The 13,773-nt window shown below is 58.7% G+C and carries 18 protein-coding genes and 1 tRNA gene; 11 read left to right on the plus strand and 8 right to left on the minus strand.

Features of this window, described 5'->3' with window-relative positions; all coding sequences use genetic code 11:
- The 3 genes from DXY37_RS05915 to DXY37_RS05925 form a co-directional block, all read right to left on the minus strand.
- Positions 1-798: an ABC-2 family transporter protein gene (locus DXY37_RS05915; RefSeq protein WP_115125788.1), complete on the minus strand. Its 798-nt coding sequence runs from the start codon at positions 796-798 to the stop codon at positions 1-3.
- A complete protein-coding gene (locus DXY37_RS05920) occupies positions 798-1,772 on the minus strand; it encodes an ATP-binding cassette domain-containing protein (protein ID WP_115125789.1) in 975 nt (324 codons plus the stop codon). Before DXY37_RS05920 ends, DXY37_RS05915 begins: the two co-directional genes overlap by 1 nt.
- A 64-nt stretch (positions 1,773-1,836) precedes the next feature.
- Positions 1,837-4,581: a valine--tRNA ligase gene (locus DXY37_RS05925; RefSeq protein ID WP_115125790.1), complete on the minus strand. Its 2,745-nt coding sequence runs from the start codon at positions 4,579-4,581 to the stop codon at positions 1,837-1,839.
- A 172-nt stretch (positions 4,582-4,753) separates the two neighbouring features.
- Here DXY37_RS05925 and DXY37_RS05930 point away from each other — a divergent pair, with 172 nt between their 5' ends.
- Positions 4,754-5,989 carry an extracellular solute-binding protein gene (locus DXY37_RS05930; RefSeq protein WP_244276906.1) on the plus strand — a complete coding sequence of 412 codons (1,236 nt, stop codon included), beginning with the start codon at positions 4,754-4,756 and terminating at the stop codon, positions 5,987-5,989.
- A complete protein-coding gene (locus tag DXY37_RS05935; RefSeq protein ID WP_115125792.1) occupies positions 5,986-7,260 on the plus strand; it encodes a mechanosensitive ion channel family protein in 1,275 nt (424 codons plus the stop codon). Before DXY37_RS05930 ends, DXY37_RS05935 begins: the two co-directional genes overlap by 4 nt.
- Here the strand turns inward: DXY37_RS05935 and DXY37_RS05940 are convergent.
- Complete coding sequence (locus DXY37_RS05940; protein ID WP_115125793.1) at positions 7,211-7,855, minus strand: 2OG-Fe(II) oxygenase; 645 nt, start codon at positions 7,853-7,855, stop codon at positions 7,211-7,213. The genes DXY37_RS05935 and DXY37_RS05940 overlap by 50 nt on opposite strands.
- Complete coding sequence (locus DXY37_RS05945) at positions 7,855-8,304, minus strand: protein phosphatase (protein WP_115125794.1); 450 nt, start codon at positions 8,302-8,304, stop codon at positions 7,855-7,857. The genes DXY37_RS05940 and DXY37_RS05945 overlap by 1 nt, the downstream gene beginning before the upstream one ends.
- 68 nt (positions 8,305-8,372) lie before the next feature.
- Here DXY37_RS05945 and DXY37_RS05950 point away from each other — a divergent pair, with 68 nt between their 5' ends.
- The 4 genes from DXY37_RS05950 to DXY37_RS05965 all read left to right on the plus strand — a co-directional run bounded on the left by DXY37_RS05950 (position 8,373) and on the right by DXY37_RS05965 (position 10,347).
- Complete coding sequence (locus DXY37_RS05950) at positions 8,373-8,630, plus strand: hypothetical protein (protein WP_115125795.1); 258 nt, start codon at positions 8,373-8,375, stop codon at positions 8,628-8,630.
- Positions 8,631-8,668: 38 nt separating this feature from the next.
- A complete protein-coding gene (locus tag DXY37_RS05955; RefSeq protein ID WP_115125796.1) occupies positions 8,669-9,589 on the plus strand; it encodes an oxidoreductase in 921 nt (306 codons plus the stop codon).
- The gene (locus DXY37_RS05960) at positions 9,586-9,999 is read left to right on the plus strand and encodes a transcriptional repressor (RefSeq protein ID WP_244276908.1); all 414 of its coding nucleotides are present in this window, start codon (positions 9,586-9,588) and stop codon (positions 9,997-9,999) included. Before DXY37_RS05955 ends, DXY37_RS05960 begins: the two co-directional genes overlap by 4 nt.
- 75 nt (positions 10,000-10,074) lie before the next feature.
- Positions 10,075-10,347: a DUF1651 domain-containing protein gene (locus DXY37_RS05965; protein WP_115126003.1), complete on the plus strand. Its 273-nt coding sequence runs from the start codon at positions 10,075-10,077 to the stop codon at positions 10,345-10,347.
- Positions 10,348-10,408: 61 nt separating this feature from the next.
- Here DXY37_RS05965 and DXY37_RS13055 read toward each other — a convergent pair whose 3' ends face one another.
- The gene (locus tag DXY37_RS13055; protein ID WP_136975563.1) at positions 10,409-10,615 is read right to left on the minus strand and encodes a hypothetical protein; all 207 of its coding nucleotides are present in this window, start codon (positions 10,613-10,615) and stop codon (positions 10,409-10,411) included.
- 137 nt (positions 10,616-10,752) lie between these two features.
- Here DXY37_RS13055 and DXY37_RS13060 point away from each other — a divergent pair, with 137 nt between their 5' ends.
- Complete coding sequence (locus DXY37_RS13060; RefSeq protein WP_170951801.1) at positions 10,753-10,917, plus strand: hypothetical protein; 165 nt, start codon at positions 10,753-10,755, stop codon at positions 10,915-10,917.
- Between the two features lie 34 nt (positions 10,918-10,951).
- Here the strand turns inward: DXY37_RS13060 and DXY37_RS13670 are convergent, their stop codons facing one another.
- Positions 10,952-11,080, minus strand: a complete 129-nt coding sequence (locus DXY37_RS13670) for a hypothetical protein (protein WP_256377365.1) — start codon at positions 11,078-11,080, stop codon at positions 10,952-10,954.
- On the opposite strand from DXY37_RS13670, the gene DXY37_RS05975 reads away from it, so the two are divergent.
- The 3 genes from DXY37_RS05975 to DXY37_RS05990 all read left to right on the plus strand — a co-directional run bounded on the left by DXY37_RS05975 (position 11,079) and on the right by DXY37_RS05990 (position 13,050).
- The gene (locus tag DXY37_RS05975) at positions 11,079-11,312 is read left to right on the plus strand and encodes a chlorophyll a/b-binding protein (protein WP_115125798.1); all 234 of its coding nucleotides are present in this window, start codon (positions 11,079-11,081) and stop codon (positions 11,310-11,312) included. The two genes, DXY37_RS13670 and DXY37_RS05975, sit on opposite strands and share 2 nt — an antisense overlap.
- Positions 11,313-11,413: 101 nt before the next feature.
- The gene (locus DXY37_RS05980) at positions 11,414-12,010 is read left to right on the plus strand and encodes an ATP-binding protein (protein WP_170951802.1); all 597 of its coding nucleotides are present in this window, start codon (positions 11,414-11,416) and stop codon (positions 12,008-12,010) included.
- Between the two features lie 773 nt (positions 12,011-12,783).
- Positions 12,784-13,050, plus strand: a complete 267-nt coding sequence (locus DXY37_RS05990; protein ID WP_115126004.1) for a hypothetical protein — start codon at positions 12,784-12,786, stop codon at positions 13,048-13,050.
- 64 nt (positions 13,051-13,114) lie between these two features.
- On the opposite strand, the gene DXY37_RS05995 is transcribed toward DXY37_RS05990, so the two are convergent.
- A tRNA-Val gene (locus DXY37_RS05995) sits at positions 13,115-13,186 on the minus strand.
- A gap of 55 nt (positions 13,187-13,241) precedes the next feature.
- Here DXY37_RS05995 and DXY37_RS06000 point away from each other — a divergent pair.
- Complete coding sequence (locus DXY37_RS06000) at positions 13,242-13,754, plus strand: metal-binding protein (RefSeq protein ID WP_115125801.1); 513 nt, start codon at positions 13,242-13,244, stop codon at positions 13,752-13,754.
- Positions 13,755-13,773: the final 19 nt, after the last annotated feature.

Consider the following 13,773-nt stretch of genomic DNA (forward strand, 5'->3'; position numbering starts at 1 on the left):
TCAAGCCCCCATGGCGCTGTAGCGCCGAACACCGGCTCGCCAAAGCAACAACACCAGCGGCAGAAGCAAGCCCACCCATGCCAACTGTGCAGCGAAACCTGCTGCCAGATCCACCGGATCACCCGACAAGACCCGAGCTGGAAAATCGATCAGATAGGGGAAAGGTGTCCAGCGCACCCAGGCCTGCACCGCAGGTGGGAAGGCCGTTAAGGGAGCCAGCAGTCCGGAGAGGAACAGAAAAGGCAGAAACAGCAACCGCTCCAGCGCCGTGGCCTTCTCACTCCAGAAACACAGCGATGCAATCAGGCTCTGGAGCAAAAAGGCAATGGCAAAGGCCATCCAGGTGGCGAGCCAGGCCAACAGAAACCCACCCAGCGATGGAATCCAGAAGGCCTGCGGCTGAATCAGAAAAAACACACCGGCGATGCCGGCAGCGAAGGGCAGCCGGGTGAGCTGCTCACCCAGGTGCGAGGCCACATAGCGCCAGAGGGGATGCAACGGTTGAAGCAAATAGGGCGAGAGCCTGCCCAGCAGCGCATCTTCCTCGAATGCATAAACCATCCAAACCACCGAAAACTGACGCACCAGAAAGGCGCTGAGGAAATAACGGTCCAGAGCCACTCCGTCTAAACCCAGTTGAGACCGGGCGTCACTGCCGCTCCAGAGGCTGAGCATGATGAATGGCAGCACTCCAGACAAAGCCCAGAGTGCGATCTCAGCGCGGTACTCGAGCATGTGCGCGTACTGACTACCCAACAGAGCGTGCACGATTCGACGATTGAGCCCGAAGAGACGCATCAGAGGCTTCCCTGGCGAAACAACTCGCCGATCAACTGATCAATCGGAGGGTCATTCACCTCCAGATCACGCACCTCAAAACGTTCCAAGATCTGTGCCAGAACCCTGGTGAGTGATGCCGGGTCCACCCGCAGGTTGACCTCGCAGTTTTCAAGGCTGTCGAGATGACCCAATCCAGAAAAGGCTTCGGCAGGAGCGGGCTCTTCCAGTTCAAGCCTCACATGGCGCTCTGGAGCCAGACGACTGGTGAGGCGATCCAGGGGACCGTCATGGAACAACTGACCCTGGTGAATCAGCAACACGCGGGGACAAAGAGCCGTGATGTCGGCCATGTAGTGACTGGTCAGTAAAACAGTGGCACCGGTGCGGCGGTTGTACTCGGCCAGAAACTGGCGCACCCGCAACTGGGCGTTCACATCCAACCCAAGGGTCGGCTCATCCAAAAACAACAGCTCCGGTTCATGCAGCAAGGCAGCGAGCAGCTCAGCCTTCATGCGCTGACCCAACGACAACTTGCGCACCGGACGGGTGAGTTCTTCGCCGAGCTCAAGCAGGTCTGACAAATCGGCAATCCGTCTGCTGGCAACACGATCCGGAATGCCGTAGACCGCCGCGTTGACGCGCAACGAATCCATCGGCGGCAAATCCCAGATGAGCTGTTGCTTCTGGCCCATCACCAAGGTGATACGCCGCAGAAAATCGGGGTGCCGTCGCTGGGGGTGATGACCAGCCACCAGCACCTGTCCAGAACTGGGATAGATCAAGCCACACAGCATTTTTAGCGTGGTCGTCTTGCCGGCGCCGTTGGCTCCGAGAAAACCGACCATCTCCCCGGGAGCGATCGCGAACGACACATCCCGAACCGCCGACACATCTCGCTGGCGCCGACGCAGAAAATGGCGCAGGGTACCGGCCAGGCCAGGCTGCTTGTCAGCGACGCGATACGTCTTACTCAGCCTTTCGACCTTGATCAACGGAGAGTCCAGCGGTCACAACCAGAGCTTGGTGAAGGCTAAAGATCTGAGCGGCGCAAGCGACTCAGCTGAGATCCTCCAGACGCCTGCGGGCCAGATCAGCCTGTGACTCAGCCTCAGCCAAGTTGGCCTTGCATTCCGCCACCACCGCAGCCGGTGCCTTATCAGCGAAATTGGGATTAGCCAGTCGACCGGAGAGACCTTTGATCTCCTTCTCGGCCTTGGCGATGTCCTTCTCCAGACGAGCCTTCAAGGCATCGAGATCCACCAAGCCTTCAATCGGAAGCAGCACCTGAAGCTCACCGCTGACACCAGCCAAAGCCTTGGTCACCGGTGCTGCATCCGCCTCAGACGGCGACATCACCTGAACCGTTTCAGCTCTGGTGAGCGCCGTGATGTCGGCCATCCCCTGCTGCAGCACCTCAACAAGATCGCCGCGGCCACTCACGAAACGCACCGGAACGGTCTGGGATGGCTTCAAGCCCGCCACCGCGCGCAGATTGCGCACCACGCGGATGGCGGCGATCAACTCGGCAAATGAGGCCTCGAGATCGTCATCCAGAGCTGCCTGATCGACGGCCGGCCAGGCCTGAAGTGCCAAAAACGTGGTCTCAGGCTCTGCGGTAACGCTGTGCCACAACTCCTCGGTGAGATGCGGCATCAGCGGATTCAGCATCAGGTGCATCTGACTGATCACCTTGGCCAGCACCTGCCGGGCAGTGCGCTGGTCAGCGAGTGCCTCAGCGCTGGCGTTGTCCCCTGGATTCAGCCTGCGCTTGCTCAGCTCCAGATACCAGTCGCAAACGTCGTTCCAAGCAAACTCATACAGCCCCTTGGCCGCTTCCCCCAGGCCATAACGGCTGTAGCGGTCTGCTGTTTCGCGATTCACCCGGGCCAGGCGCGACAGGATCCAACGATCCGCCAACCGCAGAGCAGCAGGATCAGCATCTCCCAGTTGAGCCGGAGTCGCGCCATCGAGATTCATCAACGCGAAACGGGTGGCGTTCCAAAGCTTGTTGGCGAAATTACGTGAGGCTTCAACAGTGGCGGAGGTGTCTGTTTTGCGGTCGTAATCCAGGCGGATGTCCTGACCGGCGCCAGCCACTTCCCTCACCAAGGCGAAACGCAGAGCATCGGTGCCATAGCGCTCGATCAACAGCAGCGGATCGATGCCGTTACCAGCGCTCTTGCTCATCTTGCGGTTCTGCTCGTCCCTCACCAGGCCGTGGATATAGACGTCCTTGAACGGCATCTCGCCCGTGAAGGCGCCAGCCATCATCGTCATCCGGGCTACCCAGAAGAAGATGATGTCGAAGCCTGTCACCAGGGTGCTGGTGGGGTACCAGCGCTGCAGATCGGCACTGTTGGCGTCAGGCCAACCCAACGTGGAAAAGGGCCAGAGGCCGCTGGAGAACCAGGTGTCGAGAACATCCTCGTCCTGCTCAATCACGGCGGCTGAACCGAACGTTTCCTTGGCCTTCTCCAGAGCTTCCGCTTCGTTGCGTGCCACCACATAAGGCGTGGTGTCGGTGTACTTGCCACCGGTCTCGCTGATCACGAACCAGGCCGGAATGCGATGTCCCCACCACAACTGACGGCTGATGCACCAGTCACGGATGTCGGTGAGCCAGTCGCGATAGACCTTTTCCCAGCGCTCGGGAATGAAGCGTGGATCCTGCTTCTCCAGCGCTTCACGACAACGAGCTGCCAACGGCTCGGTCTTGACGAACCACTGCGTGGACAAGAGAGGCTCCACAGGGACCTTGCCACGATCGGAGTGGGGAACACTGTGGCGATAGTCCTCCACCTTCACCAGCAGACCAAGGTCTTCGAGACCAGCCACCACCGCTTTGCGCGCCTCAAAGCGATCCAGACCCTCAAACTCACCGGCCTCTTTGTTCATGGTGCCGTTCTTGCGCATCACCGTGATCTGGGGCAGACCGTGGCGCTGGCCGATGGCGAAATCATTGGGGTCATGGGCAGGCGTCACCTTGACGCAACCAGTACCGAACTCCTTATCCACGTGGTCGTCAGCCACGATCGGAATCTCACGACCCACAAAGGGGAGCGTGAGGGTCTGGCCCACGAGATGGGCGTAGCGCTCGTCGCTGGGATTCACCGCCACCGCCGTGTCGCCAAGCATCGTTTCGGGTCGGGTGGTGGCCACCTCCAGATGGCCCTCGCCACTGCTGAGCGGATAACGGAAATGCCAGAGGTGACCATCCACCTCCTTCATCTCCACCTCCAGATCACTCACCGCCGAACCGGAGGCAGGGCACCAATTCACCAGATACTCGCCCCGATAGATCAGACCCTGCTCATGCAGACGAACAAAGGCTTCTTTGACGGCTTCGCTGAGGCCTTCATCCAGGGTGAAACGCTGCCGACCCCAATCCACCGAATAGCCGAGCCTGCGCAGCTGATCGACGATGCGGCCACCGCTTTCGGCCTTCCACTTCCAGGCCCGCTCCAGAAAGGCATCACGGCCGAGACCATGACGGGTCTTGCCCTCCTCCTTGAGCTGCTTCTCCAAGATCGTCTGAACCGCGATCGAAGCATGATCCGTGCCGGGAAGGCAGAGCACGTTTTTTCCCGCCAAGCGCTGGTAGCGCACGATCGTGTCGATCAATGCCGTGTTGAAGGCGTGGCCCATGTGCAGGCTGCCGGTGACGTTCGGAGGGGGGATCACCACCGAAAACGGATCCCCAGGCGCCTTTGGGTCGGGATGAAAAGCACCTTGCTCCTCCCAGGCCTGCTGCCAGCGGGCCTCGGTACCCACCGGGTCATAGGTCTTGGCCAACTCGGACACAGGACGCGCTCAACAACAGCGATCCATGCTCGCAAAACAGCTGTCTGAACAAACCAAGTCCGCAATATCAACAAGCTGGACAATCGGGCGAGCTGGATGGCCCTTGAGAGAGCAGTGGCGAGACAGCCACGAATTTGAAGATCAGAATGGCTCTGTCAATCACTTCTCGATCGTGCGGGCTCGGCTTGCAGCCAGCGTCTTGCTCTCCACACTGCTGCTCAGCGTCAGCGGTTGCAGCCGCCTCGTCAATGAGCTGCCGGTGATGCTTTACCTGGCCATGGTGATCGACCAGGACAGCACGATCGACACCACCACACAGACCGACTTCCGCCAGCGCATTGAGCTGATCATCAGCGATTTCCGCAAGATCAAGCCCAACGTGGAAGTGCAGGTCGCGCTTTACAAGCGCGCCAATCTCAACCAGGAACTGCAGCGCCGCAATGCCTCAGATCTAGGCCCTGACCTTGTGGTCACGGATGCCCCTCAAGCCAATCAATTGCTGAGTGACGGGCTGACGGACGAGCTTCCTTTGCAGGACTTCAAACGCCAACAAACTGAGACAACGTTGTGGGAGCGGGTGAAGCTCAACGACGGCCGAATCACGGCCCAGCCGATCGTGATCTATCCGCAGATCGCCTGCTTCAACCGCGAGATCGTTCAGAGCCCTCCCACCACATTGCAGGAGCTTCTCCAACAGGGCGCATCCGGGACCCGCATTGGATTGGCGGTGAGCTTCTCGGAAGTGCTGTGGACCGCTGGGAGTCTGGGAGCCATGCAAAGCCTGTCGCGCGCCAACGATGACCAGAACCTGAGTGCACAAGACACCGAGTCGCTGGTGGCGTGGCTGACCTGGTTGCAACGAGCCAGTGCTCAGCAAAACATCTCCTTTTTCCAGGACCAGGGGCAACTGGAAAACCTGCTCAACGAGGGTGAGCTCGACTGGGTGAGCTGTAACTCCAACAGCCTGCTGCGACTCAAAGAGCTGATGGGCGACAACCTCGGGGTTTCGCCACTTCCCAGAGGCCCTGCCGGCACCGCAAGCCCCATGAATGCCGTGAGGGTGCTGGCACTCGGAGCGAACTCAAGTCCACGCCAACGTGAAGTAGCCGTGAGCCTGGCCCAGTTCCTCACCAACCCGATGGTGCAGAGGAATCTGTCGCTGCGCTCCCTTGCTTTCCTGCCAGTGAACCCTGCCGTGTCTGTGCCGGTGCGGAGTTCCCAAACGCTGGCCACGTTGGTGCAGTCTCGAGAAGATTCGATGCTGCATGAATCAGCCCTGGCACGGCTGGCTCACCATCGCAACCTGGCTCGCGATGGGTCACAAGTGCTGGTTCCACTGGTGTTTGGAACCTCAAACCCACGGTCCAGCCTGGATTCCCTGCTCAAAGCCCTGGGGAGTGGATCATGAACCAACTGTTCTGGGAAATCGTCGGCTGGCTGGGTTATCTGCAGCGAAGCGCTGTCGTCGCCCAAGTGCTGCTGATCCTTGGACTGAGTGTGGGCTGGCACCTGAGCAACCCGCAACGGCGGTTTGAGAGCCTCCATCCGGCAATGAGATTGCTGGTGGCGCCGATCGCGATGTTGTTCATCGCCTGGCTGATCGAGCTTCCAGGAGGAAAGACTGGGCTGGTGAGCTACGCCGGCCTCTGCTGGCTGGGCTGGAATCTGCTCAACCTCTTGAACCAACTGCTGCAGCTGCTACTGCCTACCTCCAGCGTTCATCAACTGGAAAGTCGTCTGCTCAGACCGCTGTTCCTGCTTCTCGTGGGCTTGAACCTAATCAGCAAGTTCGACAATCCCGCTGATCTGGGCGTGATCAAGCTGGGCAGCTTCTTCGGTGAGATCCTCACCGTGAACAACCTGGTCGTCGCCCTGCTGGTGACCTATCTGCTGCTGGTGGGCACCAAACTTCCAGCCGCTGGCCTGGCCTGGATGCTGCAGAAACTGCTCAGCTGCAGCGACAGCAGCCGCAAGGCTCTTGAGTTGATCGTCCGCTATTTGGTCGTTGGCATTGGCATCACGGCTGTGGGGTTTCACATCGGGCTGAACTCCACGGCTCTGGTCGCGATCGCCGGTGGACTGTCCGTGGGCCTTGGCTTCGGCATCAAGGAGGTGTTCTCCAACTTCATCAGCGGCATCTGGCTGCTGTTTGAAGGGTCAGTGCGTCCAGGCGAAATTTTGATGGTGGATGGAGATCCTTGCGAAGTGCGCAAGCTGGGCCTGCGCGCCACCCTGCTCTGGCGAGATCGAGACAACGCGGAACTGCTGATTCCCAACCAGATGTTTTTCACCGCGCAAGCCACCAGTTACACCGCTACCGACCGGATGCGGCGCAGTGAGATCCGTGTTGGTGCCGCCTATCGCCATGACCCCCAGCTGGTGCTAAAGCTCCTGGAGCAAACAGCTCTGAGCGTGCCAAGAGTGCTGAATCATCCAGCGCCGAGGGCGCTGCAGGTGCACTACGGCGACTCCGCCATCGAATATTCACTGCGCTATTGGATCTCCGACCCCATGGACAACATCGGCATTGTGAGTGAGGTGAATCAGGCGATTTGGACAGCGTTCAAACGGGACGGGATTGAAATTCCTTTCCCACAGCAGGTCAACACCGTGCGTGAGATCCCAGCGTTCAGGAACGAGCCAAGCGCTGGAGATAACCCTCCTGTGTCCCTGCGTTGATCCAACCTGTGGCAATGGTTTTGCTGTGCTTCTGCGTCACCCTGCCGCGGTGAATGTGACTGGGGCCAGCAGGAAAGATCACCAGTTTTCCGCGCACTGCCTCCTCGTGATGCTGCTGCCAGTGAAACTCCGTACCGGCCTCAGCCACGGTGTCGCAGTAGAGGATCCAAGCCAGAACGCGATGAACAGGTTCCGTCGCCTCATCGCTGATGGTCCAGTCGCAGTGCCACTGACGAAATCCCTCACCGGGCGCGTAGCGCTGCAGATTGAAAATCGGCAACACGAACAGAGCCTGGTCAGGGCAGACTTCACGGAACAGGGGGCGTTCTTGCACATAGCGATCCAACCCCGCACGAACTCCCCGGACAATCACCTCTGAGAGGGCACAGGACTCCGGATCCTCTCGATCGATGGCCACCAGGCTGATATCGGTGCTCAGCTTCGACGGCTGCTGATCTGCGGCAGGACCGAAGGCAATACCCGGTCGGTGCAAGTCAGTGCGTCGATCAAAAAATGCCATCACCGCATCCGCGACGGCTTCATAGCCGGCATTGCCGTAGCGACCGATCAGGCTGGTGCCGTTGTTCTCAGACATCAGCCCTTCCAGGGAATCGCCACCACAGCCTCCAGCTGTTGCCAGCGACTGCGTTCCGCAACAACCCGGTCGGTCAGTCCCACCCTGTCCAGAGCTGCTGAGAGTCGATCAGGCTTCAGCACAGCGGGGTCCTGGGGAGCCTGCGACAACAGCAAAACCTGCTGTTCAGCCGGATCAGCCAGCACCTGCAGTTCCAGATCCGCCAGCTCTCGCTCAAAGAAGGTTCGACGCAGACGCGAGGTAATGCGTTCACCAAGGGCAGCAGCGAAGTGCTCCAGGGCATCGCGTTCTCCGGACAAACCGCAATTGAGCGAAAGCCAGATCATCAACTTGGCCCAGCTATCAACGGTCCAGAGCGGCTGAAAGCTCTCGCGGTGCTGGCGAATCAGTTCCAGCAGAGCGAAGTCCACAAGCGTGCCCTGCAACTGTTCGGGATCCGGACGGCTCATGCTGACCCTCACTTGAAGACATCCTCTCCCCCGGGGGTCAGACTGGTGTTGCGCGTCTACGCCTGACCATGACCCTGGATCTCAATGATCCCGAACTCGAGTTCTCGGATCTGGTTTATGCCTATCAGAGCTGGGTGATGGCCATCATCAACGACGAAAAACTGGATTCCGAAGACGTCCTGCTCACCGACGAGATCGCTGAAGACGCTCTCAATGCCATGCGCTTCCTGCCTGGCGAGGTGACCAGCGCGATCGAAACTTCGCTGGCGCGCGTCTATGACGTGGATGCCGACGAGCTTGCTGACCTGCTCTTCCCCGAAGACTGAGCGAACCCGCGAGACTGATCCGGCGCTGACTTCGCCGCATGGGCTGGACCATCGACGACATGCCTGACTTGCGAGGACGGATCGCCCTCGTCACAGGTGCCAACAGCGGCCTCGGCCTCGAAACCACGCGGGCCTTGCTGCGGTCAGGAGCGACTGTGCTGATGGCCTGTCGCAGCCGCCGCAAAGGAGAGGCGGCCCGCGCGGAATTGTTAGAGCTGGGGTCCTCAGGCGTGGACCTGCTCGACCTGGATCTCGCTGATCTCGACAGTGTCGATGCCTGTTGCCAAGAGGTTCGGTCGCGCTACGAGCGGTTGGATCTTTTGATCAACAACGCGGGATTGATGGCACCTCCACGGCTGCTGAGTCGGCAGGGGCATGAAATGCAGTTCGCGGTGAATCACCTTGGTCACTTCGCTCTGACGCAGGCCTTACTGCCTCTGATGGAGGGCCGTGAGCACGCTCGAGTCGTCACCGTCACCTCGGGAGCGCAATATTTCGGAGCGATCGCTTGGGATGACCTGAGCGGTGAAAAGTGCTACGACCGCTGGAAGGCTTACAGCCAGAGCAAGTTGGCCAATGTGATGTTTGCACTGGAATTCAATCAGCGTCTCGAGCAATCTGGAAGCAGCGTGAGATCGCTGGCGGCCCATCCAGGCCTGGCGCGGACGAATCTTCAACCGCTCTCGGTGGCATCCAGTGGCGCCTGGCAGGAAGCCCTGGCTTACCGATTGATGGATCCCATGTTCCAGAGCGCAGCACAGGGGGCACTACCGCAGCTACTGGCGGCAACATCCCCATCAGCAAAAGGTGGAGAGCACTACGGCCCCAGTCAGTTTGGAGGACTGCGAGGTGCTCCAAAACAGCAGCCCGTGGCTCGCGCCGCTCGCAGCCAAGAACAGAGATCCCGCCTTTGGGCCATCAGTGCCGAACTGATCCAGAGCAGAGGCGCAGCGGCATGAGGTCAGATTTCAGCATGGAGCAGCAAGGATCCCCAGGCACGCAACGGCAGCAATTGCTGCTGGAAGAACTGCAAAAGAGTCAGTCCGAAATGACCGGCCAGCAGCTGCATCGCTGCCTGGAAGGGCAACCGGGCTCCATGGGGCTTGCAACCGTTTATCGCAATCTGCGCAAACTCCATCAACAGGGCAAGGTGCGCTGCCGGCATCTGCCGACAGGCGAAGCGCTCTACGCACCGGTCGATCGTGATCAGCACCATCTCACCTGTGTGAGCTGCGGCACGACGCAGACACTCGAGCAGTGCCCGATTCATGAAATGAACGTGCAGGCTCCGAAAACGGACAACTTCAAGCTGATCTTTCACACGCTGGAATTCTTCGGTCTCTGCAATAGATGCCGTCCCAAGAGCTGAATCACACCAACAACGGATCAAGCCAGCATTGGGCCTGTTGATCCTTCTGAGCAGGGTGTGATCAGACTGCTGAACATGCCAAACCGCAATCGAACCACCCCAGAACCCCCAGTGAGGTCAGGAGGAGAGGGGTGGTTGGTGAACGGTGCACAAAAGCTGCTGGTGCAGTTCAAACCCGACACGCCATCGGCCCAGGAGCAGTGGGTCTCCGTGAGAACTTATGGATGGGTGCCACCGCATCCGCCCGAGCCCCAGTCACGACGACGCATGCTCAGACACAACGCCATGGAAGCTTGGGAGACGATGCTGAAGACAGGCTGGCGACGCTGTTCACCGCCAGTGCACTAGAGACTCGGAGATGTGACTCTCCACAGAAACCATGACTCTCCACAGGTCCAGACCTGGCGATTTAGTGGTGTACTCGAATCAGAGTCCTTTCGGAGGAGTCAACGCGATCCAGGGCAGTGTCAAGCGGCAGTCTGGAGCTGTTGGCTTGCGAAGCAGTGACAAGCCAGACCACCACAGCTACAACGCTGACCCCGACCAGAACCCCGAAAGCTCGCACCAGATGGTGGGTGATGTCATCGGGATGCCTCTGGGGAGAGCTCGGTGCCATCAAGACTGCACGGATGGTTTAGTTCTGGCCAACCCAAATCACCTGGGCAAGCAAATGCGCAATTGTTTCCTGAATTGCTGAAGCATTTGCGGGCCTGTCTGAACCAGGGCTAAAGCAAGTGGATGCCGTCCATCCCCATGACAAGCAGCACTGACCATTCCGAATCCTTGCTGGAGGATGTCGTCGCAGAGGAAATTGCCCTCCAGATTGATCACATTGCTGAGTCACTGCAGCGCGAAGGTTGGCCCATGCCGCTGGTGAAACGTTTCATGCACCGTGCGGTCGAAAACTTGCCTGAGTAGGCGGAGGTCAGTGTCCCGCACTTGGGACAACCAATCAGTGAATGTGCTCCCGTGGAACCCGTCTGAAAAGGTCCTGAAACCGAACCTGCATGGGCGGCTGTCCTGCCTCCCACGCAGCCAACAGCAGGCGTAGACCAAACAGGTCCCACTCGGAGACATCCATGACAGCAACCACACTTGAGGTACCCACTGGACTGGTGACTCACGATCTTGAGGGGCACGACAACGTCTACCCCAAGGAACCACAAATGGAACTTGCGGGACCCGACGCTGGTTGGGGGTTCCACGCACGGGCGGAGCAGTTAAACGGGCGTCTAGCCATGCTCGGATTCATTGCTGCGATCGCAACGGAATTGATCAGTGGCGAAGGCTTACTCCACACCATTGGCCTTTAACCGTGATCCAAACCAGACATCGACGCTCAAACGATGTCTAGCTGATCCATTCATTGAGGTCGAAACACCATGAATGACGGGCCTCTACCGCCGAAATCAACATGCGCATCGCCATCAGCGGATCTCACTCTCTCGGCAAAAGCACCTTGGTCTGGGACTGGATCAAACGGCATCCCCAATACACTCGTGAAGAGGAGCCGTTTCGTGCCCTCTATGGCGAAATGTATGACATCCGATTCCGTCAGGAATGCAACCGTCTTCACGACGGCATCCAGATGTATTACAACGCTAGTCGCGTGAGTCTTTATTCATCAATCAACGACTGTGTCATTTTCGATCGGGCACCCATTGATTACATCGCCTACTCGCAATACACAGCCGATAAACAAATAACCGATATTGATAATGCATTTGTGGAAGCAATGGTACCGAGAGTCATAGAGAGGCTTCAGAGGCTTGATTTGGTAGTCTTTGTCCCCATGACTGATCGCTGGTCAGTGGACATGGAGGATGACGGCATCAGACCCGTCGATCTTCCTTACCGAGCAGAAGTCGATGCGATCTTTAAACAGATCTATCGGGATAAACGCTTCTCAGTCATGCCAGACAAGAATCGGTCAAAGCTGATCGAACTCTGGGGCTCCCGTGAGCAAAGGCTCGATCGACTCGAGCAAGCAGCAGCCTCATCCCTGCCCTGATTGCTTCGCCAAAAGCGATGGGGCCCTGCAGCTGAGCATTGCGAGAGATGTGTCCCCTGCTTGACAGACACAAGGACAGATTTCCGAGATGGTGGCTTGAACAGCGATGGATCCAATGTCCAGAAGCAGTTGGCTGAAGAGCCCAACACGATGCTCAGCCGCCTCCACATGGCAGACGTCTCCACAGGATTCAGCAGAGGAAACCAAACAACGGATCGAGATGCTCTGGTCGATGCCTTCATCAACCAACGAGAAAGCGACAAAATCTGGTTAAACAAGCAGGATTCAACGCCTGACCAACGTTGACTAACCCGACGCTGCAATCCGCATTACGCCGCCGGGTTTGTCGAGACGCGCGTGGGCCTTTCATTTCCCCGCAAAGCGATCATGGCAATCGCATGGGTGCTGGCGTGGCTCCCGGTGACTGAACTGACCTCAGCTGAATTCGGTTGGGAAAGGTGCTGAAACCCCTCTGGCTGAAGAGCGCATCTGCGCATGAGTGGAAACAGGCGTACCTGCTGCGGATCGGGGCGTCCTAATTGTCCGTTTCGACCTTCTCCAACGGTCCGCTGTCGGACTTGAGTCATGGTTGGTCATCACTGACGGGCTGGACAGCACAGAAATCTCAAGTTGAATACCCATGACACGGATCCTCATTTCGCGCCCCCTTGAGAAAGGGGCGTTTTTTGTGGGGCTGGATCAGGCCATTCAAGATCTGAACATCGTTCTGAGTTCACCCACGAGTAGGGTCGGCCTCCTCGATCGAGATGGCGATGCTGCAAAGCCTGTTTTCAGTCGTCCTTGCAGCTGTCATGTGGGTGCAAGTTCCGCAATGGCAAGCCGATTGGTCGCAGTGCTCGGTGGACGTACCAGACGTTGACTGCCATTGGTATGTCGTCGCTCCAGACAACACCTTTGGCGAAGGCTTCAGCTGGGAAAACTCTCCATGGTTCAGCGCTGAAGGGCTCCTTGATGTTGCCGAGCTCAACAACACCATGAACGCAATCCAGCAGCCAGAACTTGGCTTAGCTCCTGCCTAGGCCGCTTCTCAGACGCAAGCCTTGTTACCGCCTTAGAGCTGCGTTTTGAAGTGATGGCTCGGAATGGGCGATACGGGGATCGAACCTGTGACAATCTCCTTGTAAGGGAGGTGCTCTACCGCTGAGCTAATCGCCCGAGATGCAGATTCTGCCTGATCGAGGCACGCTGGAACAGCTCAACACGATTTGCTGTGGCCTCAGGCCGAGACCATGACCGGGCCACCCTGGCCTGGTGCCTGCCCATAGGCCTGCTGACGGGATGGTGGCTGGGATGGATCAACGGTGCCCTGACGGCGCTGGCCTTCATCGTGGGAGGCCTCTGGCTATCACCAGACCTTGACGTGCGCTCCGCCGCACTCAGGCGCTGGGGGGTATTGGGTGCGATCTGGTGGCCCTATCGACGCCTGCTGCCGCATCGATCTCTCTTATCCCACGGCCCCCTAATCGGCATGGCACTGCGATTGGCATGGCTGTCAGCCCTGATGCTGCTGGTCTGGATAAGCGCTGCATCCCTACTTGCACCTGCCATCCCAACCCCGTCCCAGGCATGGCCAGACCTTGTGATGACATTCAGGCAACATCCCCGGACCTTGATCGGCGTCCTACTCGGTCTGGAAAGCAGCGTATGGCTGCATCTGATCCTTGATGGAGATCCACTGCCTGCAGAGTGCGCAAAACCCTGGCGAAGGCGTCGACGTCGATGAGAGGGTGACCACAAGCGTG

The sequence above is a fragment of the Synechococcus sp. GEYO genome (assembly GCF_900473955.1).
Taxonomy (GTDB): Bacteria; Cyanobacteriota; Cyanobacteriia; order PCC-6307; family Cyanobiaceae; genus Synechococcus_C.

Bases quoted from the DNA above. Each gene is read 5' to 3' on its own strand.
- DXY37_RS05915 (WP_115125788.1), bottom strand. From the start codon at position 798: ATGCGTCTCTTCGGGCTCAATCGTCGAATCGTGCACGCTCTGTTGGGT.
- DXY37_RS05935 (WP_115125792.1), top strand. From the start codon at position 5,986: ATGAACCAACTGTTCTGGGAAATCGTCGGCTGGCTGGGTTATCTGCAG.
- DXY37_RS05940 (WP_115125793.1), bottom strand. From the start codon at position 7,855: ATGTCTGAGAACAACGGCACCAGCCTGATCGGTCGCTACGGCAATGCC.
- DXY37_RS05945 (WP_115125794.1), bottom strand. From the start codon at position 8,304: ATGAGCCGTCCGGATCCCGAACAGTTGCAGGGCACGCTTGTGGACTTC.
- DXY37_RS05950 (WP_115125795.1), top strand. From the start codon at position 8,373: ATGACCCTGGATCTCAATGATCCCGAACTCGAGTTCTCGGATCTGGTT.
- DXY37_RS05955 (WP_115125796.1), top strand. From the start codon at position 8,669: ATGGGCTGGACCATCGACGACATGCCTGACTTGCGAGGACGGATCGCC.
- DXY37_RS05960 (WP_244276908.1), top strand. From the start codon at position 9,586: ATGAGGTCAGATTTCAGCATGGAGCAGCAAGGATCCCCAGGCACGCAA.
- DXY37_RS05965 (WP_115126003.1), top strand. From the start codon at position 10,075: ATGCCAAACCGCAATCGAACCACCCCAGAACCCCCAGTGAGGTCAGGA.
- DXY37_RS13055 (WP_136975563.1), bottom strand. From the start codon at position 10,615: ATGGCACCGAGCTCTCCCCAGAGGCATCCCGATGACATCACCCACCAT.
- DXY37_RS13060 (WP_170951801.1), top strand. From the start codon at position 10,753: ATGACAAGCAGCACTGACCATTCCGAATCCTTGCTGGAGGATGTCGTC.
- DXY37_RS05975 (WP_115125798.1), top strand. From the start codon at position 11,079: ATGACAGCAACCACACTTGAGGTACCCACTGGACTGGTGACTCACGAT.
- DXY37_RS13670 (WP_256377365.1), bottom strand. From the start codon at position 11,080: ATGGATGTCTCCGAGTGGGACCTGTTTGGTCTACGCCTGCTGTTGGCT.
- DXY37_RS05980 (WP_170951802.1), top strand. From the start codon at position 11,414: ATGCGCATCGCCATCAGCGGATCTCACTCTCTCGGCAAAAGCACCTTG.
- DXY37_RS05990 (WP_115126004.1), top strand. From the start codon at position 12,784: ATGCTGCAAAGCCTGTTTTCAGTCGTCCTTGCAGCTGTCATGTGGGTG.